Source organism: Brevundimonas aveniformis DSM 17977, assembly GCF_000428765.1.
Taxonomy (GTDB): Bacteria; Pseudomonadota; Alphaproteobacteria; order Caulobacterales; family Caulobacteraceae; genus Brevundimonas; species Brevundimonas aveniformis.
Genome location: NZ_AUAO01000002.1, coordinates 49806 through 71231 on the forward strand (window position 1 = coordinate 49806; position 21426 = coordinate 71231).

The 21426-nt window shown below is 66.0% G+C and carries 29 protein-coding genes; 13 read left to right on the forward strand and 16 right to left on the reverse strand.

Annotation, left to right across the window (positions count from 1 at the left end; translation table 11 throughout):
• Nucleotides 1-2 precede the first annotated feature (2 nt).
• From G391_RS0105430 to G391_RS0105450, 5 genes are read right to left on the reverse strand one after another with little or no spacing between them, the layout of a single operon-like run.
• Nucleotides 3-2837: a tetratricopeptide repeat protein gene (locus G391_RS0105430; RefSeq protein WP_029086623.1), complete on the reverse strand. Its 2835-nt coding sequence runs from the start codon at nucleotides 2835-2837 to the stop codon at nucleotides 3-5.
• A gap of 48 nt (nucleotides 2838-2885) precedes the next feature.
• Nucleotides 2886-3800 carry a MotE family protein gene (locus G391_RS0105435; RefSeq protein WP_029086624.1) on the reverse strand — a complete coding sequence of 305 codons (915 nt, stop codon included), beginning with the start codon at nucleotides 3798-3800 and terminating at the stop codon, nucleotides 2886-2888.
• A 10-nt stretch (nucleotides 3801-3810) separates the two neighbouring features.
• Nucleotides 3811-4311 (reverse strand): DUF6468 domain-containing protein, encoded by a 501-nt coding sequence (locus G391_RS0105440; protein ID WP_029086625.1) that lies wholly within the window; start codon nucleotides 4309-4311, stop codon nucleotides 3811-3813.
• Entirely contained in the window at nucleotides 4308-5378 is a 1071-nt protein-coding gene (gene fliM / locus G391_RS0105445; protein ID WP_029086626.1) for a flagellar motor switch protein FliM, read from the reverse strand. Before fliM ends, G391_RS0105440 begins: the two co-directional genes overlap by 4 nt.
• 17 nt (nucleotides 5379-5395) lie before the next feature.
• On the reverse strand, nucleotides 5396-6043 hold the full coding sequence (locus G391_RS0105450) for a flagellar basal body-associated FliL family protein (protein WP_029086627.1): 648 nt from the start codon (nucleotides 6041-6043) through the stop codon (nucleotides 5396-5398).
• 198 nt (nucleotides 6044-6241) lie between these two features.
• On the opposite strand from G391_RS0105450, the gene flgF reads away from it, so the two are divergent.
• The 7 genes from flgF (at nucleotide 6242) to G391_RS0105485 (ending at nucleotide 10939) form a co-directional block, all read left to right on the forward strand.
• Complete coding sequence (gene flgF, locus G391_RS0105455) at nucleotides 6242-6988, forward strand: flagellar basal-body rod protein FlgF (protein ID WP_029086628.1); 747 nt, start codon at nucleotides 6242-6244, stop codon at nucleotides 6986-6988.
• Nucleotides 6989-7000: 12 nt separating this feature from the next.
• Nucleotides 7001-7789, forward strand: a complete 789-nt coding sequence (gene flgG, locus G391_RS0105460) for a flagellar basal-body rod protein FlgG (RefSeq protein ID WP_029086629.1) — start codon at nucleotides 7001-7003, stop codon at nucleotides 7787-7789.
• Nucleotides 7789-8529 (forward strand): flagellar basal body P-ring formation chaperone FlgA, encoded by a 741-nt coding sequence (gene flgA, locus G391_RS0105465; protein WP_029086630.1) that lies wholly within the window; start codon nucleotides 7789-7791, stop codon nucleotides 8527-8529. Before flgG ends, flgA begins: the two co-directional genes overlap by 1 nt.
• A 12-nt stretch (nucleotides 8530-8541) precedes the next feature.
• Entirely contained in the window at nucleotides 8542-9255 is a 714-nt protein-coding gene (gene flgH, locus G391_RS0105470; RefSeq protein WP_029086631.1) for a flagellar basal body L-ring protein FlgH, read from the forward strand.
• Nucleotides 9256-9350: 95 nt separating this feature from the next.
• Nucleotides 9351-9890 carry a hypothetical protein gene (locus G391_RS0105475; RefSeq protein ID WP_029086632.1) on the forward strand — a complete coding sequence of 180 codons (540 nt, stop codon included), beginning with the start codon at nucleotides 9351-9353 and terminating at the stop codon, nucleotides 9888-9890.
• Between the two features lie 27 nt (nucleotides 9891-9917).
• The gene (locus G391_RS13940; protein ID WP_051257166.1) at nucleotides 9918-10346 is read left to right on the forward strand and encodes a hypothetical protein; all 429 of its coding nucleotides are present in this window, start codon (nucleotides 9918-9920) and stop codon (nucleotides 10344-10346) included.
• A 20-nt stretch (nucleotides 10347-10366) separates the two neighbouring features.
• Nucleotides 10367-10939, forward strand: a complete 573-nt coding sequence (locus G391_RS0105485; protein ID WP_156893864.1) for a hypothetical protein — start codon at nucleotides 10367-10369, stop codon at nucleotides 10937-10939.
• On the opposite strand, the gene G391_RS0105490 is transcribed toward G391_RS0105485, so the two are convergent.
• Both G391_RS0105490 and purE read right to left on the reverse strand, forming a co-directional pair.
• Nucleotides 10893-11993 (reverse strand): 5-(carboxyamino)imidazole ribonucleotide synthase, encoded by a 1101-nt coding sequence (locus tag G391_RS0105490; protein WP_029086634.1) that lies wholly within the window; start codon nucleotides 11991-11993, stop codon nucleotides 10893-10895. The two genes, G391_RS0105485 and G391_RS0105490, sit on opposite strands and share 47 nt — an antisense overlap.
• Nucleotides 11994-12485, reverse strand: coding sequence for a 5-(carboxyamino)imidazole ribonucleotide mutase (gene purE, locus G391_RS0105495; RefSeq protein WP_029086635.1), 492 nt, complete (start codon nucleotides 12483-12485; stop codon nucleotides 11994-11996).
• A gap of 116 nt (nucleotides 12486-12601) precedes the next feature.
• Here purE and G391_RS0105500 point away from each other — a divergent pair, with 116 nt between their 5' ends.
• Nucleotides 12602-13159, forward strand: coding sequence for a GGDEF domain-containing protein (locus G391_RS0105500; protein ID WP_245572048.1), 558 nt, complete (start codon nucleotides 12602-12604; stop codon nucleotides 13157-13159).
• Nucleotides 13160-13162: 3 nt separating this feature from the next.
• On the opposite strand, the gene G391_RS0105505 is transcribed toward G391_RS0105500, so the two are convergent.
• From G391_RS0105505 to G391_RS0105515, 3 genes are read right to left on the reverse strand one after another with little or no spacing between them, the layout of a single operon-like run.
• Entirely contained in the window at nucleotides 13163-13402 is a 240-nt protein-coding gene (locus tag G391_RS0105505; RefSeq protein ID WP_211226481.1) for a YdcH family protein, read from the reverse strand.
• A 28-nt stretch (nucleotides 13403-13430) separates the two neighbouring features.
• Nucleotides 13431-13901: a TIGR02444 family protein gene (locus G391_RS0105510; protein WP_029086638.1), complete on the reverse strand. Its 471-nt coding sequence runs from the start codon at nucleotides 13899-13901 to the stop codon at nucleotides 13431-13433.
• Complete coding sequence (locus G391_RS0105515) at nucleotides 13898-14500, reverse strand: UbiX family flavin prenyltransferase (RefSeq protein ID WP_029086639.1); 603 nt, start codon at nucleotides 14498-14500, stop codon at nucleotides 13898-13900. Before G391_RS0105515 ends, G391_RS0105510 begins: the two co-directional genes overlap by 4 nt.
• A 97-nt stretch (nucleotides 14501-14597) precedes the next feature.
• Here G391_RS0105515 and G391_RS13945 point away from each other — a divergent pair, with 97 nt between their 5' ends.
• Nucleotides 14598-14768 carry a YdcH family protein gene (locus G391_RS13945; RefSeq protein ID WP_035303891.1) on the forward strand — a complete coding sequence of 57 codons (171 nt, stop codon included), beginning with the start codon at nucleotides 14598-14600 and terminating at the stop codon, nucleotides 14766-14768.
• 22 nt (nucleotides 14769-14790) lie between these two features.
• On the opposite strand, the gene G391_RS0105525 is transcribed toward G391_RS13945, so the two are convergent.
• Complete coding sequence (locus tag G391_RS0105525; protein WP_029086640.1) at nucleotides 14791-15477, reverse strand: DUF1013 domain-containing protein; 687 nt, start codon at nucleotides 15475-15477, stop codon at nucleotides 14791-14793.
• On the opposite strand from G391_RS0105525, the gene G391_RS15570 reads away from it, so the two are divergent.
• On the forward strand, nucleotides 15467-15676 hold the full coding sequence (locus G391_RS15570; RefSeq protein WP_156893865.1) for a hypothetical protein: 210 nt from the start codon (nucleotides 15467-15469) through the stop codon (nucleotides 15674-15676). The genes G391_RS0105525 and G391_RS15570 overlap by 11 nt on opposite strands.
• Complete coding sequence (locus tag G391_RS0105530; protein WP_029086641.1) at nucleotides 15666-17117, forward strand: AMP nucleosidase; 1452 nt, start codon at nucleotides 15666-15668, stop codon at nucleotides 17115-17117. Before G391_RS15570 ends, G391_RS0105530 begins: the two co-directional genes overlap by 11 nt.
• Nucleotides 17118-17171: 54 nt before the next feature.
• Here the strand turns inward: G391_RS0105530 and G391_RS0105535 are convergent, their stop codons facing one another.
• Nucleotides 17172-18101: an electron transfer flavoprotein subunit alpha/FixB family protein gene (locus G391_RS0105535; RefSeq protein ID WP_029086642.1), complete on the reverse strand. Its 930-nt coding sequence runs from the start codon at nucleotides 18099-18101 to the stop codon at nucleotides 17172-17174.
• Nucleotides 18101-18862: an electron transfer flavoprotein subunit beta/FixA family protein gene (locus G391_RS0105540; RefSeq protein WP_029086643.1), complete on the reverse strand. Its 762-nt coding sequence runs from the start codon at nucleotides 18860-18862 to the stop codon at nucleotides 18101-18103. The genes G391_RS0105535 and G391_RS0105540 overlap by 1 nt, the downstream gene beginning before the upstream one ends.
• A gap of 123 nt (nucleotides 18863-18985) precedes the next feature.
• Between G391_RS0105540 and G391_RS13950 the strand changes: the two genes are divergently transcribed.
• Nucleotides 18986-19300, forward strand: a complete 315-nt coding sequence (locus tag G391_RS13950) for a hypothetical protein (protein ID WP_035303896.1) — start codon at nucleotides 18986-18988, stop codon at nucleotides 19298-19300.
• Here the strand turns inward: G391_RS13950 and G391_RS0105550 are convergent.
• From G391_RS0105550 to G391_RS0105560, 3 genes are read right to left on the reverse strand one after another with little or no spacing between them, the layout of a single operon-like run.
• Nucleotides 19276-19797 (reverse strand): GNAT family N-acetyltransferase, encoded by a 522-nt coding sequence (locus tag G391_RS0105550; protein WP_245572049.1) that lies wholly within the window; start codon nucleotides 19795-19797, stop codon nucleotides 19276-19278. The genes G391_RS13950 and G391_RS0105550 overlap by 25 nt on opposite strands.
• On the reverse strand, nucleotides 19778-20359 hold the full coding sequence (locus G391_RS0105555; RefSeq protein ID WP_029086645.1) for a cob(I)yrinic acid a,c-diamide adenosyltransferase: 582 nt from the start codon (nucleotides 20357-20359) through the stop codon (nucleotides 19778-19780). Before G391_RS0105555 ends, G391_RS0105550 begins: the two co-directional genes overlap by 20 nt.
• Nucleotides 20360-20563, reverse strand: a complete 204-nt coding sequence (locus tag G391_RS0105560; RefSeq protein ID WP_029086646.1) for a twin transmembrane helix small protein — start codon at nucleotides 20561-20563, stop codon at nucleotides 20360-20362.
• Nucleotides 20564-20733: 170 nt separating this feature from the next.
• Between G391_RS0105560 and G391_RS0105565 the strand changes: the two genes are divergently transcribed.
• Nucleotides 20734-21393: a TetR/AcrR family transcriptional regulator gene (locus tag G391_RS0105565; protein WP_051257168.1), complete on the forward strand. Its 660-nt coding sequence runs from the start codon at nucleotides 20734-20736 to the stop codon at nucleotides 21391-21393.
• Nucleotides 21394-21426: the final 33 nt, after the last annotated feature.

Sequence of the window (21426 nt, forward strand, 5' to 3'; positions counted from 1 at the left end):
GGCTAGGCGGCGCGTGATGCACTTTCTGCTTCGAGTTGGGCCCGGAAGGCAGCGCGGGCGCGCGAAACCCAGCCCGCGAAGGTGTCGATCGTCTGGGCCAGCCTTTGCGTATCGCGAATGCCGGACAGGTCACCCGGGCCGGCCAGGGCCAGTTCCATGGCGTCGCGGTTACGCGCATTGGCCAGGAAGGGCTGATACTGGTCCCTCAACCGCGTCAGGGCCGGATTGTCCTGGGCCAGCGAATAGCCGATGCCCGTGCGGATCACTCGCGTCTCCTCGTCAGCCGACAACCGGGTCGTCGGTGTCTGCCAGCGGGGGCCGAGGCTTGCTTCATAGAGGCCGGCGGCATCGCCCCATCGCTGCTGCTTCCAGAAGACGTCGGCGCGCACCGCATTGGCGTCGGGCGACGTATCGTTGCCGAGAACTTCCAGGGCATGATCCAGCCGACCCAGCATCATCAGGGCTCGCGCTTCCAGGGCCCGGCGTTCGGTCTGAAGGGCCGTGGGCAACAGGGTCGTGCGCGATTGCCAGATGTCTTCAAGGGCGCGCTGGGGCTCGCGGTTCATCAGACGGATCGAGGCGGCATCGGTTGCCACAGAGGCGGCGGCGACGCCGTCCAGCCGGTTCTCCACCTGATACTCCAGAAGCGCTGCGGCCCGGTCGAGCAGGTCCAGATCGACCAGACGCCGGGACAGTCGGCGGACCATTTCGTCGCCTTCGGCCCCCGGTGGGGTCAGTTCGCGGAAATCTTCGAACAGTCCCACCGCCTGGATCGGCTGAAGGCCATCGGCGGCTCCCTCCAGGAACAGCGCGCGGAAGGCGTTGGCCAGGTCCGCCTGAAGCTCCGCCGATTGGGGCAGGTTGGGGAGACGGTCGCCGGCCCCGCGCAAGACCTCCAACGCCTGTCGGTACAGCCCCTGACCCAGATAGACGTCGCCCAGGGTGCGGATGACTTCCAGCTCCGTGGCGTCGCCGCGCCAGCGCCAGCGCAACGGCTCCATCCGTTCGATGGCCTGGGCCGGGGTGATCGTTCCGGCCGCCAGGTCCAGGCGAGCCGCATTCAGACTGGCGGGAACCGCCAGATCCTCAAAGGGCGCGCGGGCGACGGCCTGATAGATGCGATGGGCGCGGACCGTGTCGCCGTCAGCCTCGATCAGACGGGCCTGCATCAAGCGAACCGCCAACTGTTCGCGTGGTCCGATACCCTGGCTGAGCGCGTACTCGACCAGAGCCTGGGCGGCGGCCTTGTCATCCTGGTGCAGGGCTGCCTCGGCATGGGCCAGGGCGAACCGGGCCCGCCAGACGGCCGGGAAGCTGTCGACAGCCGCACGGCCCTCGGCAAAGGCCTGGCGGGCCACGTCCCACTGAGCCTGGCGAGCGGCTATATAGCCGCGCCAGATCGCCGCCGAGCCGTCGTTCATCAAGGGACCCGAAGCAAAATCAGCCTGGGCTTCGGCCAGGCGACCGATAGCGGCCCGAGCCGCCCCACGCAGACCGCGAACCTCAGCCTGACCCGCCATGGCCGGGTTGGACTGAACCAGGGCGTTGAGCACGCCGATGGCCTCATAGTGCAGGCCGGATCCGACCAGGAAGCGCGCCAGGGCCAGGCGCGCCTCGACTGGGGCGTTGTCGCCCTCGCCGGCCTCATGGGCGGCGCTGGCCTGAAGTTCACGATGGCGGGCCGAGAAACCGCCTTCGCCCGTGTCGGACCAGTCTGCCAGGATCATCGCCGGCATCGGAGCCGCGCGCGGGCCTGGCCGAGCCTCGACCCTTTGCAGTTCGTCTGTCGGGTCTGACAGCGTCAGACCGGCCGGACGGCTGATACGGACCAGGTCACCGGCGATGTTGACCGTCAGGTCGTCCACGGTCGGGGTCAGCGCCAGCCCCTGGGCTGTCGGCAACAGGGTCATGTCGACCAGGCGGCGCTCAAGCGGCAGACCCTTGGACGGGCCGGCGGCGGTGATGACCCCGATGCGATCCCCGACGGTCGGGTCCTGAATCCACAGGATACGGGTGGCACCCGGCACCGCGGCAGCCAAGGCCGACGGGCCGCTGTCTTCGTCCCGGGCCAGGGTAATGTTGGAATCCGGCGCTTCGGGGGTTCCGCCCAGGGTGACGATCCAGCGTCCACCTTCCGACCGTGCCGATGGCTGGGCCGACGACGGAGCCTCGACCCGCACGGCGGTGAAATCGTCGCCACGGACCCAGCGAATGGACCGGGCCGGCCCCAGACCCGCCGCTGGTTGCTCAAGATCGAGCCGGGCGGAGCCATCAAAGACGATCCAGACGGCATCCCCTCTGCGGAACACCGCGGCAGGGGTTGGCTGACCCCAGTTGAAGTTCAGGGAGAGGGTATCCGCCTCTGCCGTGATGGCGACGGGGACGACGGCGGCGCGTTCGGCATGGCCCATCGCCGCCTCGGCACCGGGCTCATAGATGTTCAGGAAGGCCGCCCCATCGGCCTGACCAGAGCGCACGGTGACGCCGTCGGCCAATGTCAGGACAATCTCGGTCGCACCGGAGACAGCGCGCGTCTCGACAGCCTCAACACCCGGGGGTGGATTGATACGGATCAGCGAGACATCCGGGGCGGCGGTCGACCCCAGACGGATGACGACATTCACGCCGTCCTGGCGGATGCGCGCGCGCGACCCGACAGGGCCGGCGAATTCCAGACGGGTAAAGCTGTTGTTGGCCCCGCGTCGGATGTCGATCGGATCGCCGGGGGCCGCCCAAGCCATGGGGGCGAGCGGCGCAGCCACGACCGCGCCGGCGGCGGCTGCCGCGACGGTGGCGCGCGCAAGGCGCCGCGTGGTTGTTGATCGGACCCCGGCCATCCTGCGCAAGGTGAATGGACGCGGTTAGGGCCGCGTTAACGGGCCGAGCTACTGGACGGAAACGCGCGGTTCTGTCGGCTGCGATGTCGCCCCGGTCGATCCGGCGGCCTGATCCGCGCGAGCCGGAGTTTCTGCCGGAGCCCGGGCCGGGGGCGTTGCACGCTGACGCGGGCGTTGCGGTGGCGTGCGGGCCGGGGACCGGGCCGCAGCGTCGCCACCGGTGGCGGCAGGCTGGGCCGGGGTGCGAGCTGCGGTCTGGGCAGGGGCCTGGGTCGGTTGAGCCGGGGTTGAGGCCGTCGAGCCATCGTCTTCGGCAGCGCGGGCCGCCAGATCCGTCGACCCATACCGGGAGGCCAGCCGCTGGGTCAGGACGCGCGCGGCCTCCGGGTCCATCTCTGCCAGGATCGCCGCCAGGGCACGCGGGCGCATGGCGGCCGCGACCGGCAAACGCACATCGTCGCTCAGACGGGCGAACACCGGAGCGGCATCGCGGGGCCGCATGGCCTGATAGACCTGAACCAGGCGGTTGGTTTCTTCCTGTTCGCGCTCTGACACCTGACCGAGCAGGCCCTGAATTTCGGTTCGCAGGGCCGTCAGTTCGTCGATCCGTTCCTGAGCCTTGGCCTCGGCAGAGATCAACAGGGGCAGCTGGGTGTCGAAATCGACGTCACGGGCATCCAGTTCGCCGCGGCGCTCGGAAAGGTTCTGCAGGATCCGTAGTTCGGCCGGTGATAGGCCGGCCTGCCGCGCCAGTTCGTCGACCGAGACGGCGCAGGCGGCGGGCGGCGGCGCAGATGTTTCGGTTGCCTGTTCTCCCTCGGTGGCGGCAGCTTCTTCAGCCACGCCCTCCGCCCAAGCCTGGGCTCCCTGAAACAGACCCGGGCCGGCCCCGATCAGGCGCACGGCAGCCACGCCGACTAGGGCGACAGCGACCAGGGGTAGAATACGCGGAATTCGGCTCACTCTCGGTCTCCTAGGCGCGGCGGCGGGCCGGGGCCTCGAACAGGTCGTCTTCAGGCAGGGCGCGCCGGGTGGGGGCGGGGCGCGCGGCTTCGGTCAGTGGTAGATCTTCGGCGCGGCGCTCGGCCAGCGCCTGGAGCAGTCGCTCGGTCGAGATCGACGGCTGGATCGGCGTGACGGTCGCCTCCCGGGTCATTGTGACCACTGGGGCGGGGGCTGGCGTTGCCGGCGCGCTGCGCCCCCGCGACACTAGATTCTCGAGATCGGCTTTGAGCGTGCGCGCCGCGACGATCCGTTCGTGCAGCAGGTCCGTTTCTTCGCCGGCGGCCCGCAGCTCGGCCAGCGCCGCTTCGGCTCGCCCGGCGGCGATGTTCAGCTCGGCCACGGCCTTGACGAAACCGTCCTGACCTTCGCGCAGGGCTCTCAGCCTCTTCTCGAGGCGTAGGCCATAGGCCATGGCCGCGAGGATCAGGCTGATGAGCAGGACGTCCATGATCAGGCCAACGGCGCTCATGATTTTCCTCCGGTCAGAGCCCGGGCCGCCGCCGGGGTCAGCGGTGCGGTCACCTGGACGGCGATATTGGCCCCGCGACGGCCCATTCGGCCCCGGGTCAGCGGGATGGAGCCACACCGCACATGGACATCACTGTCGGGGGCGGAGTTCAGCATCAGGGTCTGGCCGACTTCGAGGCCGAGGACGGTCGACAGGGGGACATACTGTTCATCCAGCACAGCGCGGACCTCGACTTGGGTGCTCCACAGTTCGGTGGCCAGGTGGCCTTCCCAGATGTTGTCGCGTCCGAACTTCTCACCCATGAACTGCTGCAACAGCAGCTTGCGGATCGGTTCCAGCGTCGCGTAGGGCAATAGCAGTTCGACCCGCCCGCCCCGGTCTTCCATGTCGATGCGCAGCTTGACCAGGATGGCGGCATTGGCCGGGCGGGCGATGGCGGCAAAGCGCGGGTTTGTTTCCAGACGATCCAGGTTGAAGTGAACCGGTGTCAGCGGTTCGAAGGCCTGACGGGCATCATTCAGAATGACCTCGACCATGCGCTGAACCAGCACCCGCTCGATGGTGGTGTAGGGCCGGCCCTCAATGCGCAGCGCCGCGGTCCCGCGCCGCCCGCCCAACAGGACATCGACGATGGAGTAGATGAGGTTGGAATCGACGGTCAGCAGGCCGAAATTGTCCAGCTCTTCAGCCCGGAACACCGCCAGGATAGCCGGCAGGGGAATTGAGTTCAGATAGTCGCCGAACCGGATCGACGAGATATTGTCGAGGCTCACTTCGACATTGTCGGAGGTGAAATTGCGCAAGGACGTCGTCATCAACCGGACCAGCCGGTCAAAGACAATCTCAAGCATCGGCAGGCGTTCGTAGGAAACGAGCGCGGAATCGATGATCGCCCGGATACCGGTGCGATCATTCTCGTCGTCGCCGGCCAGATCGAAGCCGAGAAGACTGTCGATCTCGTCCTGATTGAGGATGCGCTCACCCGTCGGCGCGAAGCCGTGATCGTCGCCGGCGTGACCGGCGGAGGCATGGCTCTCTGCAGAGGCCGCCAAACCGGCCTGGGCCAGATCAGGAGCGTCGTCGGTCACTGGATCAGCATCTCTTCGATCAGGACGGCGTCGACCTCTTCGGGAGCCGCCACCAGATTGACGCGACGGAGAATTTCCTGACGCAGCTGATAGCTGCCGGCCGATCCGGCCAAATCTTCCGGGCGCAGCTCGCGCAGGAAGGTCTGGAGCATGTCGTTGACGCGCGGGCTCTCGGCCTGGAGGTGATGCGCCAGGTCGGCGCTGTGCATTTCCAGCGTCAGGGTGAGCTTGAGAAAGGTCGGACGGCCATCGGCCGACTGAATGTTCACGACGATGTCGGGCAGGGTCAGGAAGGTGACGCCGTTGGGACCCTCGCGAACCGTGCCGACTTCGGCCGCATCGGCTTCCCCGCCGCCGCCGCCGTGGCCGCCGCCGCTGTCTTCCTTCTTCTTTTCAGGCGCGTGGTCCGCGGGAGCCTCTTCGGCGCTGGCCGGCTTCATGAACATGAAGAAGGCCGCCGTCCCGCCACCGCCCAGAACCAGAACCGCCGCCGCGCCGATCAGGACAAACAGGGGCAGTTTCTTTTTCTTGGGGGCCGCGTCGCCTTCGCCTTCGGCCCCTTCAGCGCCTTCTGCCGCGACCGCGACATCAGAGCCGGTTTCCGCCGCCGCCTCATCCTTCTTCTTTTTTCCGAATTTGAACATGGCGCACCGACCCGATCCTGACCCGGCGACTTCGACCTAGTTTGGTTAACGATCAGTCAAGACCCCGGCAAAACCTGCCTGGCGGGATGGTTAATTCCGCCCACCCGACTTGCCGAGAAACCCTTGCAGGTATGGCGTTAACCATACTGGCGCGGCGCTTGCTTGGGTGAGGCACAGCAAGTTCCGTGGAGTCCGTTCGTGGAGAACGCCGCCCTCATCGCCCTGAGCCGCCAGATGACGCTTCGGCGTGAGCTGGACATTGTGGCCAACAACATCGCCAACGCCGACACCACCGGATTCAAGGTCGAGGGCCTGATCGTCGAGGAGGAAGTGGTCAGCCACGCCCGAAACTTCGGCGTTTATGGGGCCCCGTCCTTTGTTCTGGATCAGGGGATTGGTCGGGATTTCGGTCAGGGAGCCATTCGTCAGACCGGTCGGCCTCTCGATGTGGCCCTGGAAGGAGACGGCGTCTTCTTCCGCATCGGCGACCCGAACGGCGGGCCGGAACGCTATACCCGCGATGGCGGCTTTACCTCTGATGGCGAAGGCCGCCTGGTGACGCGCGACGGTCGCCCGGTGCTCGACAGCGGCGGTGCCGAGATCGTTCTGGACCCGAGCCAGGGTGAACCCACGATCGCCCAGGACGGTACCATCAGCCAGGCCGGGGCCACGGTCGGCCAGCTGGGCGTGGTGCGCTTCGACATGTTGTCCGTCCTGTCCAAGGACGGAGACGGCCTGTACCGCAACACGTCCAACGAACAGCCCGCCGACGCCACCGACGCCCAGGTTCGCCAGGGCATGCTCGAGGGCTCCAATGTCGACACCCTGGTCGAGATCACCAACCTCATTCAGATCCAGCGCGCCTATGAATCGACCGCACGCATGATCGAAAACCTCAATGACCTGTCCCGGCGCTCGGTCGAGCGTCTGGGCCGGGCTTCTTAAGGGAGACGCCTGATGCGCGCCCTACGTACCGCCGCCACCGGCATGGCTGCCCAGCAGCTGAACGTCGAGGTCATCTCGAACAACATCGCCAACATGAACACGGTCGGCTTCAAGCGACAGCGGGCCGAGTTCCAGGACCTGCTCTACCAGAACGTCCAGCGTATGGGCGCGCAGTCGTCCGGGGCCGGGACGGTGGTGCCGACCGGTATCCAGATCGGTGTCGGCGTGCGTGCCGGCAGCGTCTATCGGATCACCGAGCAGGGCACGCCCATGCACTCGGGCAACCGGTTCGACCTGGCCATCGACGGACGCGGCTACTTTCAGGTGCTGACCCCTTCGGGCGAGACGGCCTACACCCGCGCCGGCAACTTCTCGATCAATGGCGAAGGCCAGCTGGTGACCGAGGACGGCTATGCGGTCCAGCCGGAAATCTCGATCCCGCAAGAAGCGCGCGACGTCATCATCTCGCCGACCGGTCAGGTCCAGGTCCTGCTGGATGGCGACCCCAATCCTCAGATCGTCGGCGAGTTGCAGCTGGCCAGCTTCTTTAACGAAGCGGGTCTGGAAGCGATCGGCGACAACCTGTTGCTGGAAACCGCCGCCTCGGGGCCGGCGGTGGTGGCCGCACCGGGTGAGCCGGGCCTGGGCACCCTGCTGCAAGGCTATACCGAAAGCTCCAACGTCGACGCGGTGGCGGAAATCACCGCTCTGATCGTGGCCCAGCGCGCCTATGAAATGAACTCCAAGGTCATCACCACCGCCGATGAGATGCTCCAGGCCGCCAATCAGGTGAAATCATAATGCGCGCCCTCGTCCTGGGTCTGGCTCTGACGTTGGCGGCGACGCCGGCCCTGGCCACGCCGGTCAGTCTGGTACCGCAGCCGACCGACGAAGACGGCGTCGTTACCCTGGGCGAGCTGTTCGATGGCGCGGGTCAGGCCGCCGGGGTGCGCGTGGCCGTGCGAACCGCGCCGACCGTCGTGCTGGATGCCGCCCAGGTTCAGACTATCGCGCGTCGCAATGGACTGGTCTGGGCCAATGAGACGGGCATACGCCGCATTATCGTGCGTTCCGGGGGGGGAGCTGTCGGCACGCCGGCGCGAACCCCGGCTACGGCGACCCGCGGGGCCGCGACCGTCGAGGTGCTGACCTATGCCCGTAGCGTCGCGACCGGGCAGACGATTCAGCCTGAGGACATCGTCTGGACGACCGTTCAGTCGCATCAGGCTCCGTCCGACGGGGCTGACGACGCCGAAGCCGTGATCGGTTTGTCGGCGCGCCGTCCGCTGCGAGCGGGGGCACCGGTGCGGGCGACCGACCTGACCCGGCCCCAGGTGATCGCCCGTGGAGACATGGTCGACATCACCTATGAATCCGGCGGCATCCGCTTGACGCTCAGAGGCCGCGCGCTCGAGGCGGCGACGGTCGGCGAGCCCTTCCGGGTGCAGAACGTTGAATCCGGCCGGACCATTGAGGTGGTTGCCACTGAACCCGGTCGCGCGCTCGCCGGCCCCGCGGCTCAGGCCGCCCGTACACGCTAGAGGAAGTCGTCGATGTCCCGGTCGTTTGCCTTGATCCCCCTCCTGCTGCTCGGAGCCTGTTCCACAGTCGAAGAGGCTGTTCGCGGGCCGGATATGTCGAACATGGGCTACCCGGCCGCCCTGATGCCGCTGGAACAGCCGATGGCTCCGCCGCCCCAGCCGGCCTCGGCTGGATCGCTGTGGCGGGCCGGTTCGCGCAGCTTTTTCCGCGATCAGCGGGCGCGCAATGTCGGTGACATTCTGACGGTCAACATCAACATCGACGACCGTGCATCGCTGCAGAATTCGACCCAGCGGGACCGGTCCAGCGAGACGAACGCCGGCGTCGGCTCCTTCTTCGGACTGGAGAACGCCCTGGGGGTGCTGTTCCCGGATGGTTTTGACGCGGACAACATGGTTGAAATGCAGAGCGGATCGTCCTCGGCCGGTTCGGGTACGATCAATCGGGCCGAGCGGGTCAGCCTGACGATCGCGGCCGTCGTCACGGCGGTTCTGCCGAACGGAAATCTCGTCATCCAGGGTCGCCAGGAGGTCCGCACCAATCGCGAGCTGCGCGAGCTGCTCGTCTCGGGCATCGTCCGCCCAAACGACATTTCGTCAGAAAACACCATCGACCACACCCAGATCGCCGAGGCCCGGATTTCGTACGGTGGACGTGGCGACGTCAGCCGCGTTCAGAGCCCGCCGGCCGGTCAGTCGGTGGTTGAGCGGTTCAGCCCCTTCTGACCGCTGTGGCTCCACGGTCACGCTGGGCCGCATGGACAAGGTCGTGGTGAACCCGATGGCCGCTGTCGCGTTTTCCCCCACGAAGGGAGAGCCTGATGCTCAATAGAGCCGCTTTTTTTGCCACCATGGTCGCCGGAACGGCGCTGGCTACGGCTGTGCTGACAGCGCAGTCTGGTGTGGCGGCGGCTGAGCCCCAGACAACTTCCCGGATGGCCTATGTCGAGGTGCTAGAGCACGCCGCCGCCGGTTGGCATCTCGTGCGTGAAGGCGACGACGCCAAGCTCGCCTACGGAATCGCCGGGACCGATCAGGTTCTCGTCATGCTCCGCTGTGCAGCGGGAAGCGATCAGGTCGAGGTCTTCGGCCAGGTCACTCCCGAGACGCGGGCCATACGTCTGTCGTCGGCGGCCCTGAGCACGACCACCGCCGTGGTGCCGCAAGCGGATCCCCTGACAGGCGGCATGATTGTGCATGCGAATCTGCCATCCAACGCCGACGCCCTGGAAGGTTTTCGCGAGAGCGGACGTCTGGCCCTGACGTCAGGTGAGGCCACCCCGGTGCCGGCCCATGCGGTTCGGGCCGAGATGCCGCACATCCGGGCCTTCTTTGATCACTGCGATCAGCGTAGCATCTAGCGACCTTCAGCCACGCGGGAGGGCTGCATGATTGCGGGCCTGATCACGACCCTGTCGCTTGCCCTGTTTGCACAGGCCGGAGACGGCTGGGTGTGGAGCTATTACGACGGTGACGGCTCGGCGGTGCTGGCGCGGGAAATCCCGGACACGACTCGCCTCAGTGCCGTTCTGGACTGTGAGCCCGGATCGGGTCTGGTGCGCCTGACCCTGTATGGCCCGCGACGGCGCCCCGACTTCATCAATGTGTCAGCCGGCGACGTATCGGCGGATGCCGAGCGCGTCGACAGCGACGGCCTGGCGGTGCGTATGCAGATGGACCATCCGGTCCTTCAGGCTTTCGGTGAGGGTCAGGCCCTGACCCTGACGGCCGGAGACGAGGTCGCCTCTGCCCATCCGGTGCCTGCCCGGCTGATGTCGCGCTTTCGAGCCGCCTGTTCGGGACATTCGGTGCCTTGATCCGGTCGATTTTTGTCCTGATGACAGCCGGCCTGTTGGTGGCGTGTGGGGGTGGGGAGGACGAGCATGCTGCCGAGGCTGCCGAGGCTGCGGAAGCGGCGGCTCCCGCAGCGCCGGCGGTTGAGGAGCCCACCGGCCCGACGGGGCCTGCTCCTGCCGAGGGCTATGACTGGGCCCTGCACGACCCCGTCTCCGCTTCACCGGATCAGGCGTCGCTGATGTATTCGGTGCCGGAAACCGACGATGTTCCGCTGTTTCTGACCTGTCAGCGGGGATCGGGGCGCGTCGAGGCCCAGACCGATTCCATGGTCATGGGGGTCGGTGCGATCATCCTGCGATCCGGTGAGGTGGCCGGAATGTATCGGGTAGCGACCCGCACACCGTCGGACCTGAGCGGCGGCGAGTTTCTCACCGTCCCGATTGCCCTGAACGACCCGACCCTGCAGGCATTCAAGGAGAACGGCTGGATCAATCTGGGGGTGGCGGGTCAGGCTCGTGACCTGGCTGCGCACCCGGGAGCCGCGCGCGAGGCGATCACCCGCTTTTTCAGTTTTTGCGCCCCGGCCCCCGCCGAAGCGGCTTCATCCGATTGACGTGGGCCATCTTGCGACCGGGCTTGGCCTCGCGCTTGCCGTAGACGTGCATCCGCACGGCCGGATCGGCGGCCAGGGCCTTCCAACCCTTGATTTCATTGCCGAGCAGATTGGTCATCTCGACCTGGGCATGGGCGGCGGTCGGCCCCAGAGGCCAGCCGGCGACGGCGCGAACATGCTGCTCGAACTGATCACAGACACAGCCATCCTGGGTCCAGTGCCCTGAGTTGTGGACGCGCGGGGCGATCTCATTGACCAGAAGCCGCCCGCCCCGCATCTCGAACAGCTCCACCCCCATGACCCCAACATAGTCGAGGCCTTCCAGGATCTTGCGCGCGATGCGTGTCGCCTGGGACTTGGTTTGGGACGTGACCTTGGCCGGGGCCACGGTGGTCTTGAGTACGCCCCCGGCGTGGGTGTTCTCGCCCAGCGGATAGATGGCGATGGAGCCGTCACGCCCGCGCGCACAAATCACTGACAGCTCGCGTACGAACTCGGCCTTTGCCTCCAGAATGGCGGGCTGACTGCCGATGGCCGCCCACGCCCGCGCCGCGCCGGCGGCGTCCTTGATCCAGACCTGACCCTTGCCGTCATAGCCCTCTCTGCGGGTCTTGAGCAGGGCGGGTGCGCCCAGCGAAGCGACGGCGGCGCGCAGGGCCGACAGATTGTCGATGGCGGCAAAAGCCGTTGTCGGCACGCCGAGGCTGTTCAGGAACGTCTTTTCGTCGACGCGGTCCTGGGCCACGGCCAGGGCGCGAGGGCCGGGGGCGACGACCGTGCCCGCCTCGGTGAGGATTTCGATCGACCGGGCCGGAACATTTTCGAACTCGAAGGTCACAGCCTGACAGGCCCCGGCCATCACCCTGAGGGCGGTCGGATTGTCATAGGCGGCGACGATCTGACCCTGGGAAACGCGACAGGCCGGGCTGTTCTCCTCTGGATCGAGGATGACAACATTGAAGCCCAGACGGCTCGCGGCCTGGCTGAGCATCCGGCCGAGCTGACCGCCGCCGATAATGCCGAGGGTGTCACCGGGCGCGAGGGGTCGGTTCACTCAGTCCTCAACGGTCTCAGGGATTGAGGCGGTCAGTTCGGCACGCCAGTCAACGAGCCGCGCGGCGAGCGCGGCGTCCGACAGGGCCAGGATCTGAGCGGCCAGAATACCGGCATTCTTGGCTCCGGCGGTGCCGACCGCGAGGGTGCCGACAGGAATACCGCCGGGCATCTGAACAATGGACAGCAGAGAATCGAGCCCGTTCTGGAGCTTGGACTCCACCGGCACACCCAGAACCGGCAAGGTCGTCATCGAGGCTGTCATGCCCGGTAGGTGGGCCGCCCCACCGGCACCAGCGATAATCACCTTGAAGCCCTCGTCGCGCGCGCGCCGGGCGAAGTCGAACAGGCGCTCGGGCGTGCGGTGGGCCGACACGACCTTGGCCTCGTAGGCCACGCCAAGGGCGTCCAGCATATCGGCGGCACCCTTGAGGGTGGGCCAGTCTGAGCGGCTGCCCATGATGATCGCCACCGGTGGCGTCTGAGACGTCATGCGAGAGTTCCGATCCGGGAAAGGCCGAGAGAATAGGGATGGCGCGTTGCGCCCGCAACCGAGTGCGGGCAGCATTCATCGAATTCAGCCCGGCTGATTCCGTGCCAGGAGCCCAAGTGACCGCTGCCGACGACCTCAACGGTGAGATCGAGCGCCTGAAGGCCGAGGCGGCGCACTGGCGTGCCCGGGCCGAGGCAGCGGAATCCCTGGCAGAGCGCGATGTCCTGACCCCGGTGCTGAACCGGCGTGGCTTTGAGCGCGAGATGAGCCGTGCCATGGCGTTTTGCCGCCGCCACAGGACCGAGGCGGCGCTCCTGTATCTCGACCTTGACGGCTTCAAGGCGATCAACGACCAACTCGGGCATCAGGCGGGCGATGCCGCCCTGATCGCCTGCGCAGAAATCCTGAACCGCAATCTTCGGGAATCGGATGCGGTGGGGCGTCTGGGCGGCGACGAGTTTGCCGTGTTGCTCTTGGGGACCGATGCCAAGGGAGCCAAACACAAGGCGCAATCTCTGACTGAAACCTTGTCGAAAGACGGCTTCGCCTGGCAGGGCCAGGTCCATCCGCTGAACGGTTCGTTCGGCGTGCGCGCCTTCACCGGCCAGACCGATCCCGCAGACTGGCTCGCGGAGGCCGACGCGGCGATGTGGGTCCGCAAGAAGGGGCGGTAGCCCCTAGGCAATAATATCCGGCAGGATCATCGCCTCGATCTGCAGGATTTCATCCTTCAGGGCCAGCTTCTTGCGCTTGAGCCGGGCGATCAAAAGCTGATCCGGTTGGGGCGAAACGATCAGAGCATCGATTGAGGCCGACAGGTCGGCGTGTTCCTGACGCAGATGGGCGACCTGCTTCTTCAGCCGCGCGCCGGACTGGTCGATGTCGTCGTCGTTGATTGGGCCGCTGGAGTCCGGCATCGCCACCCCGTGTCAGAATCGAAGCACATCATACATCGGCATGGCCCGGCTGCGGTAGTCGTCCCGCCAGGGTCTTGAGTGCCTCGCGCGGAACCCGATCCGACCAGGCCCGGCTGGCCGCCGCCAGTGCCGAAGTCACATCGAACGCCCGCCCGTCGGGCACACCGGCCACCGCTTCCAGCTCATCCAGAAGACCCCGCTCGGCCGAAAGCTCCACGCGTTTGACCTCCTCGCGCAGGGCCAGGCGGCGCGTGTCCTCCATGTCAGGCACGGGCTTCTTCAGCGTCCGGCGAACGGCTCGAACCGGGTCGATGGCCGTGCGGTGCCAGCTTCGTGCAACGTCGGCGGCGGCCTCGGCATCATCGGCGTCGACGGAACCGCGCCAGGCGGCCCACAGCAGCAGACACACCGACTGGCCGTCGTCGTCCTGAAGCGACAGGCAGATGTCCTGAACCCCGTCGCGCGCATAGGCCCGAACGGCCCAGTCCCACAGGCTCATTCCGGTTCGTCCGCCGTCAGCTTCAGGCCGGACCAGCGGCGCGTGTGATGCCAGTCCAGGCCGAACCCATCCAGCGCCCGCCCGACCGACTGGTCGATCATGTCCTCAATCGTTTGCGGTCCGGCGTAGAAGGCCGGCAGAGGCGGGGCGATGGTCGCGCCCATCTCGGCCAGGGCGGTCATGGTTCTCAGATGGCCCAGGTGCAGCGGCGTCTCTCGCACCATCAGCACCAGCGGGCGGCGCTCCTTGAGCGTCACATCCGCGGCCCGGGTCAGGAGCGAAGAGGTCACCCCGGTGGCGATCTCGCTCATGGTGCGGACCGAGCAGGGGGCAATCAGCATGCCCATGGTCTTGAAGGACCCCGAAGCGATGGCCGCTCCGACATCCTGAACGCGATAGGTGAAGGTGGCACGCTCGGCCAGGTCCGCCGGCGTCAGGCCCAGCTCCGAGGCCAGGGTCAGGGACGCGGCCCGGCTGATGACCAGGTGCGATTCGATGCCCAGATCCTTCAGGGCGTCCAGCGCGCGCACGCCATAGGCAGCCCCCGAGGCTCCGGAGATGCCGACGACAAGCCTTTCAGGTGCGGTGGTTCCGAGCATGAGACCTCCTGACGCGCCCTGCTCTCGATTTCGTGATTCCACTTATCGGGCCGAAGGGTGTGGAATTGATGGTCCCTTCACAGAGGAGGCGCAAGCCATGGCGATTGACGCTCGCATCCGCGAACTCGGTAACCGGCACCGTGATCTGGATCATCTGATCCAGGAGGAGCTGAGGCACCCGGCCACGGATACCCTGAAGGTCAAAGACCTCAAGCGTCGTAAACTTCGCATCAAGGAAGAGATCCAGGTCCTGGAAGCCCAGGCCTAGATCCCGTTCTTGGCCCTTCCGGTCAGTCGTCTGACCGGCCGAAGACGTCCTCGACCGTCGGCTCGGCGCGACGGCCCGTGTCAGGCTCGTCCGCCTGCCAGGCGTTGTCTTCGGCCTCGACCGGAGCCTCAGCCTCGCCGGCCGGCTGGAGCGTGGCTCCACCATTCTTGGCCAGCTCTTTCGACTTTTTGTCTGCGGCCTTCTTGACCACGGCGTCCAGTTCGAGCTGGCCGACCAGGCCCAGGGTCACCGGGTCGACGGGTTTGATGTTGGCCGTATTCCAGTGGCTGCGGTTGCGCACGCTTTCGATGGTGGCCTTGGTGGTGCCCAGCAGCTTGGAGATCTGGGCGTCGGTCACCTCGGGGTGGTTGCGCACGAACCAGGCGATGGCGTCGGGACGATCCTGACGACGCGACACCGGCGTATAGCGCGGGGCCTTCTTGGTGGTCTTGAGCAGTTCGGCGTGACGGCTGATCTCGGCCTTGAGGCGATAGGTCGAATCCGCCTCGGCCTTGGCCAGCTCCTCGCGGGTCAGCTGGCCATTGGCGATCGGATCGGCCCCGCGAATGTCGCGCGCGACCTCGCCGTCGGCGATACCTTTCACTTCCAGCGGATGCAGGCCACAGAAGGCGGCGATCTGCTCGAAGGTGAGGCCGGTGTTGTCGACCAGCCAGACGGCGGTGGCCTTGGGATAGAGGATGTCGGTCATCGACAGGGATCCTGATCTGTTGGGGCCCGATGGCACGGGCCGGAAACGGCGGCGCCCGGCCTTTCGGCCGGGCGCGTTAGGCATCTTCTATAGCGGCTTCCCCGAAAAAGGGAACGGAAACCGTCTGAAACCGAAAACGATGTCATCCCGTCTCGAAAGCGCCGCCGTGGCGCTCTACAATGTCCACGATGAAAAATGAGAACATGACCCCCTTCGAGGCGATCGAGCGCCTCATCACCCTGTACGATCAATCCATCGCCGCCCTGAAGACGGACCTTGCAGCCTTCATCATGGACGGCACGCGACCCGATGCGGCCGCCCGATCCGACGGTCGCTACGCCTATCCGGAACTGCGGATCACCTGGAGCGGCGAGTTGCGCCCCTCCTCGACGAAGCGTGCCTTCGGGCGGATTTCCCATCCCGGCGAATATGTCACCACCATCACCCGCCCGGCGATGTTCCGCGACTATCTTCTGGAACAGCTGTCCTATCTGAAGGACGATTACGGCGCGGATTTCGAGGTGGCGATCTCGCGTCAGGAAATCCCGTACCCTTACGTGCTGGACGGCCTGGACCAGGCGCCGGATCCGTCGGTGGCCGAGGCTCTGGCCCGGCACTTCCCGATCACCGAGCTGGCCTCCATCGGTGATGAAACGGCCGACGGTTTCTCGCTGGGCCAGATGCCCGACCGGCCCTTGAGCCTGTTTGACGGGCTGAGGACCGACTATTCGCTGGCGCGCCTAAGGCACTACACCGGCACGCCGGTCGAAGCCTGCCAGTCGTGGATACTGTTCACCAACTACCACCGCTACGTCGATGAGTTCGTGCGCTGGGCCTGTGCCCAGCTGGCGGATCCGTCGACACCCTACGAAACCTTTGTCTGCGCCGGCGGGGTGACGATCACACGCGACAACCCCGATCCCGAACTGGCCATCGCCGACAGCGCCTGGCGGCGGCACCAGATGCCCGCCTACCACCTGACGGCGCCGGGGAATAATGGCGTGACGCTGGTGAACATCGGCGTCGGTCCGTCCAACGCCAAGACCATCTGCGATCACCTGGCGGTGCTCCGGCCTCATGCCTGGCTGATGATCGGCCACTGTGGAGGCCTGCGCGACAGCCAGAAAATGGGCGACTATGTCCTGGCCCACGCCTATCTGCGCGATGACCATGTGATGGACCCGGTACTGCCGCCGGACATCCCCATCCCCTCCATCGCCGAGGTGCAGCGGGCGCTCTATGACGCGACCAAGGCGATCTCCGGCATCCCCGGCGATGAGGTGAAGATGCGGCTGCGGACCGGCACGGTGGCCACCACCGATGATCGGAACTGGGAGCTGCGCTATTCCAAGTCGGCGCTCAGGTTCAATCAGAGCCGGGCGGTGGCCGTGGACATGGAAAGCGCCACCATCGCCGCCCAGGGCTATCGCTTCCGGGTGCCCTATGGGACGCTCTTGTGCGTGTCGGACAAGCCGCTCCACGGCGAGATCAAGATGCCGGGCCAGGCTAACCGCTTCTACGAGGGCGCGATCTCCGAACACCTGACGATCGGGATCGCGGCCGTCGATCTGCTGAGGGCCGAGGGCGCGGGGCTGCACTCCAGAAAGCTGCGCGCCTTCGACGAGCCGCCGTTCCGCTAAGAAAAAGGCCGGCGGGGCGACCCGCCGGCCTTTGATCTTTCGGGGTCGTGGAGACTACCCCAGTGCCTTCATCAGGTCCGGCACGACCGTCTTGTAGTCGCCGACGATGCCGTAGTCGGCGATCTGGAAGATCGGGGCTTCGGGGTCCTTGTTGATGGCGACGATGATCTTGGAGTCCTTCATCCCGGCCAGATGCTGAATGGCACCCGAGATGCCGATGGCGATGTAGAGCTCCGGGGCCACGACCTTGCCGGTCTGGCCGACCTGATAGTCGTTCGGGGCATAGCCGGCGTCGACGGCCGCACGGCTGGCGCCGACGGCGGCACCCAGCTTGTCGGCCAGCGGGTCCATGACGGCGTGGAATTCCTCGGCCGAACCCAGGGCGCGACCGCCTGAGACGACGATCTTGGCCGCAGCCAGTTCAGGCCGGTCGGACTTGACCATTTCTTCCGACACGAAATCGGTCTTGGGCGCATCGGCGCCCTTGATGGTTTCGACGGTGGCCGAGCCGCCGTCGCCGGCGGCGTCAAACGCCGTCGGGCGCACGGTGATCACCTTCTTGGCGTCGGACGACTGGATCGTCTCCAGGGCGTTGCCGGCGTAGATCGGGCGCACGAAGGTGTCGGGGCTGACGACTTCGATGATGTCCGAGATCGGGGCCACGTCCAGCTTGGCGGCGATGCGCGGAGAATAGTTCTTCCCATCCGTATTGGCCGGCGACAGGATGGCGTCATAGTCGCCCGCGATCGGCAGGACGGTGGCCTCGACCGCCTCGGCCAGGGTCTTGCCCAGTTCCGCGCTTTCGGCCAGCAGGACCTTGCGCACGCCCTTGATCTTGGCGGCGCTGTCGGCGGCGGCCTTGGCGCCCTGTCCGACGACGAGAATGTCGATATCCCCACCGATCTTCGCGGCGGCGGTGACAGTCTTGTTGGTGGCTTCGCGGACGGAGGTTCCGTCGTGATCGGCGATAACGAGAACGGCCATTACAGGACCCCCTTGGACTTCAGCTTGGCGACCAGTTCGGCGGCGTCGGCGACCTTTTCACCGGCGGAGCGTTTGGGCGGCTCGGCGACCTTGACCACCTTCAGGCGCGGCGCGGCGTCGACGCCGTAGTCGGCGACCGTCTTGGTGGCGATCTCCTTCTTCTTGGCCTTCATGATGTTGGGCAGGGAGGCGTAGCGCGGCGTATTCAGGCGCAGGTCGACGGTGACGACCGCCGGCAGGGTGGTCGCAACGGTCTGGAGGCCGCCGTCGACTTCACGGGACACGGTGGCCTTGCCCTCGCCAATCTCGATCTTGCCGGCGAAGGTGGCCTGAGGCCAGTCGAGCAGGGCGGCCAGCATCTGGCCGACGGCATTGTTGTCGCCGTCGATGGACTGTTTGCCCATCAGGACCAGGTCGGGCTTTTCGTCCTCGACCACGGCCTTGAGGGTCTTGGCGACCGCCAGCGGCTCCAGGTCGGTGTCGGACTGAACCAGAATGCCGCGGTCCGCCCCAATGGCCAGGGCCGTGCGGATGGTTTCCTGAGCCTGGGCTGGGCCGATGGAGACGACCACGATCTCCGTCGCCGTATTGGCCCCGTAGCCCTTGCCTTCCTTCATGCGGACGGCCTCTTCGACGGCGATCTCATCGAAGGGGTTCATGCTCATCTTGACGTTGGCCAGATCGACGCCGGAGCCGTCGGCCTTGACCCGTGCCTTGACGTTGGAATCGATGGCCCGCTTGACTGGGACGAGAACCTTCATGCCTGTGCTCGCGTGTTGGGAGATATGTCGGGTGACGCATGGCGTGCAGCGTCTCGCGTGTCAACGTGACGTGAGGTCAGCCGACGCTTGCGAAGTGGCCCGGACGGCGCCAAAGGGCAGGGTATGAACCTGACGATCAATCGCCTCAAATGGATATTCTTGGGCCTGTTCGCGGTCGGCTGCGTGGCCGTATGGGTCTATCATCTGATGTGGGTCTGGCCCGGCCAACGCTGTGAAGCGGCGGCCCGCTGGTGGGACGGATCGACGCGGACCTGTGCCCAGCCGATCTACATTCCAGACATCACAGGCCGACAGCCGGGCGAGAGTCGCGAGGAGGCCTCCATGCGGGTGGCCGGTGAGCGGGCTGCCGAAGAACGTCAGGCCCGCGGCGTGCCCCAGGAAGCGATTCCGGCTCAAGCCCCCGCCGCCGGCGAATAGAGCATCGCCACGTCACAGCGGGCGTAGCGGGCACCGAATTCCTGCATGACGCCGGCGTCGTGGCGAAAACCTGCCTCTTCATAGAGGCGGATGGCCGGCGCGCACTTGCTGCTGGTCAGAAGATAGAGCCGCTCGGCCCCGAGTTCAGTGGCCCGCGCGATCATCGCGCTCAACAGGAACCGACCGGCCCCGAGCCCCCGGCTTGTTTCGAGGACGCCCATCTTGGTCAGTTCGAATTGACCCGGCCCGGTCTTCTGCAGAGCGCAGGTTCCGATCAGGCCCCGTCCGGTGTTCTCGACAAAAAGAATGTCGCCGCCGGGATCGAGGATTCGCGTGCGCGGGTTTTCGAGGACCTCACGATCCGTCGGCTCCAGTCTGAACATGGTCTGGATCCATTCGACGTTGATGTCGTGAAAGGTCCGCGCCAAGTCGTCACAAAAGGGCACGATCCTGAGATCAGCCGTCGTCGAACAGGCCTCATTCGCCACGCGTCGCACCGGGTTTCCACAGGACATCGCCACCGGCTGAGTCGTTCGCGCGCCGAGATGCGACGAACAAGAGGTCCGAAAGCCGATTCAAATATCGCAGGCTTTCGGATGAAGTGCCCCGATCTGGGTCGCTAGACAACTCGGCGACGCCCCGCTCGGCGCGGCGGCAAACCGTGCGCGCCAGATGCAGGTGCGCCGCCAGCGCGGTGCCGCCGGGAAGCACGAAAGACGTCAGCGATGACAGGTCGGAGTTCATATCGTCGATCTCCGATTCAAGTCGTGCGACCTGCTCGGAAGTGACCTTTAAAACCTCCCATTCCGGCTTGGGCTCGGGCGGCGTGGCCAGATCTGCCCCCAGATCGAACAACTCGTTCTGGATGCGGGCCAACATGGCATCCAGCGCCGGATCTTCGCGAGTGTGCAACCGGCAGAGCCCGATGCACGCATTGGTTTCGTCAACATCTCCATAGGCTTGCACGCGCAGGTCGAACTTGGGGACCGGCGCGCCGGTTGCCAGGCGCGTTTGGCCCCGATCGCCAGTGCGCGTATAGATTCTGTTCAGAACCACCATCTATCCAGTCCGGGAGGCGATAAAGGCCCCCAGAGCCAACAGAGCCAGGGCGGTCGCCTGAAGTGCCACGCGAAGGCGCATCAGGCGGTTCGACCAGGACCGTCCAAACGACCCGCCCTTGAACAAGGCGAACAGACCAAAGCCCAGGGTGATCGTGACCGCCGCGATCGCGACGAGAGTAAGCGTATTGACGATGTCGCCCATTCAAAAACCCTACTGCAAAGCTCCGCCTCGGTCTTGCCCCATTGACGCCGCGAAATTCCCATTTCTCAATGTGATTTCGCAAGACAACGCTATGCCTGTTTCGACCGGTTTCTAGCGATCCCTGAAAACACGACCAATGAGAAGGCCCGATTTGTCCGGGACTTGATAGCATGAACCACTCTGAAGTTCGCGGCCCGTTTGAGGCCGTGGAAGTTACCCCCCGCCCCCTGAACCGTCGCCAGCAAGCCAAGGCCCGCACCCGGATCAAGGTCATGCAGGCCGCCCGCGAGCTTTTTGGCGAGCTGGGTTATGACGGTGCCACCATCCGCGACATCGCCAAACGGGCCGGTATGTCGACCGGTGCGGTCTTCGCCAATTTCACCGACAAGACCGATCTGTTCGAGGCCATCTATACCGAAGACGCCGAAACCATGATGGACGTCATGCGTGATGCCGTCGGTGCCGATGCGACCGCCAGCGTGTCCAAGCGCCTTTCGGCCCTCTTCTCGGCGGGCTACGGCCAGTCGTTCAACAACCTGCCGATGGTGCGGGCCGTCGTCGTTCGTTCCTGGCTCCAAGGCGACGATGCCGAAGGCCGTATGCGCGTTCAGGATCGCGGTCTGGCCAATCTGATCGCTGAAGTCCTGCGCGACGGCGTCAAGGCGGGTGAAATCAAGGCTGACATCGACGCCCGTCTGGCGGCGGAGATGCTGCAAAGCGCCTATACCCGCAACTACCGTCATGCCCTGTTCGACAACGGCACGCTGGAACAGCTGTCGGCGCGCATCGACGATCAGGTCGCCATGCTGCTGAATGGCCTCAAGGCCTAGGGTTTCAAACGACCCGAACGGAAGATCAGGCGG

What these genes read in the sequence shown, in the direction of transcription:
- G391_RS0105565 (WP_051257168.1), top strand. Translation starts at nt 20,734, where the DNA reads ATGAACCACTCTGAAGTTCGCGGCCCGTTTGAGGCCGTGGAAGTTACC.
- G391_RS0105555 (WP_029086645.1), bottom strand. Translation starts at nt 20,359, where the DNA reads ATGGTGGTTCTGAACAGAATCTATACGCGCACTGGCGATCGGGGCCAA.
- G391_RS0105525 (WP_029086640.1), bottom strand. Translation starts at nt 15,477, where the DNA reads ATGACCGACATCCTCTATCCCAAGGCCACCGCCGTCTGGCTGGTCGAC.
- G391_RS0105510 (WP_029086638.1), bottom strand. Translation starts at nt 13,901, where the DNA reads ATGAGCCTGTGGGACTGGGCCGTTCGGGCCTATGCGCGCGACGGGGTT.
- flgA (WP_029086630.1), top strand. Translation starts at nt 7,789, where the DNA reads ATGCGCGCCCTCGTCCTGGGTCTGGCTCTGACGTTGGCGGCGACGCCG.
- purE (WP_029086635.1), bottom strand. Translation starts at nt 12,485, where the DNA reads ATGACGTCTCAGACGCCACCGGTGGCGATCATCATGGGCAGCCGCTCA.
- G391_RS0105475 (WP_029086632.1), top strand. Translation starts at nt 9,351, where the DNA reads ATGCTCAATAGAGCCGCTTTTTTTGCCACCATGGTCGCCGGAACGGCG.
- G391_RS0105540 (WP_029086643.1), bottom strand. Translation starts at nt 18,862, where the DNA reads ATGAAGGTTCTCGTCCCAGTCAAGCGGGCCATCGATTCCAACGTCAAG.
- G391_RS0105535 (WP_029086642.1), bottom strand. Translation starts at nt 18,101, where the DNA reads ATGGCCGTTCTCGTTATCGCCGATCACGACGGAACCTCCGTCCGCGAA.
- flgG (WP_029086629.1), top strand. Translation starts at nt 7,001, where the DNA reads ATGCGCGCCCTACGTACCGCCGCCACCGGCATGGCTGCCCAGCAGCTG.
- G391_RS0105485 (WP_156893864.1), top strand. Translation starts at nt 10,367, where the DNA reads ATGACAGCCGGCCTGTTGGTGGCGTGTGGGGGTGGGGAGGACGAGCAT.
- G391_RS13945 (WP_035303891.1), top strand. Translation starts at nt 14,598, where the DNA reads ATGGCGATTGACGCTCGCATCCGCGAACTCGGTAACCGGCACCGTGAT.
- flgH (WP_029086631.1), top strand. Translation starts at nt 8,542, where the DNA reads ATGTCCCGGTCGTTTGCCTTGATCCCCCTCCTGCTGCTCGGAGCCTGT.
- G391_RS0105560 (WP_029086646.1), bottom strand. Translation starts at nt 20,563, where the DNA reads ATGGGCGACATCGTCAATACGCTTACTCTCGTCGCGATCGCGGCGGTC.
- G391_RS0105505 (WP_211226481.1), bottom strand. Translation starts at nt 13,402, where the DNA reads ATGCCGGACTCCAGCGGCCCAATCAACGACGACGACATCGACCAGTCC.
- G391_RS15570 (WP_156893865.1), top strand. Translation starts at nt 15,467, where the DNA reads ATGTCGGTCATCGACAGGGATCCTGATCTGTTGGGGCCCGATGGCACG.
- G391_RS0105530 (WP_029086641.1), top strand. Translation starts at nt 15,666, where the DNA reads ATGAAAAATGAGAACATGACCCCCTTCGAGGCGATCGAGCGCCTCATC.
- G391_RS13940 (WP_051257166.1), top strand. Translation starts at nt 9,918, where the DNA reads ATGATTGCGGGCCTGATCACGACCCTGTCGCTTGCCCTGTTTGCACAG.
- G391_RS13950 (WP_035303896.1), top strand. Translation starts at nt 18,986, where the DNA reads ATGAACCTGACGATCAATCGCCTCAAATGGATATTCTTGGGCCTGTTC.
- G391_RS0105430 (WP_029086623.1), bottom strand. Translation starts at nt 2,837, where the DNA reads ATGGCCGGGGTCCGATCAACAACCACGCGGCGCCTTGCGCGCGCCACC.
- G391_RS0105450 (WP_029086627.1), bottom strand. Translation starts at nt 6,043, where the DNA reads ATGTTCAAATTCGGAAAAAAGAAGAAGGATGAGGCGGCGGCGGAAACC.
- G391_RS0105515 (WP_029086639.1), bottom strand. Translation starts at nt 14,500, where the DNA reads ATGCTCGGAACCACCGCACCTGAAAGGCTTGTCGTCGGCATCTCCGGA.
- G391_RS0105440 (WP_029086625.1), bottom strand. Translation starts at nt 4,311, where the DNA reads ATGAGCGCCGTTGGCCTGATCATGGACGTCCTGCTCATCAGCCTGATC.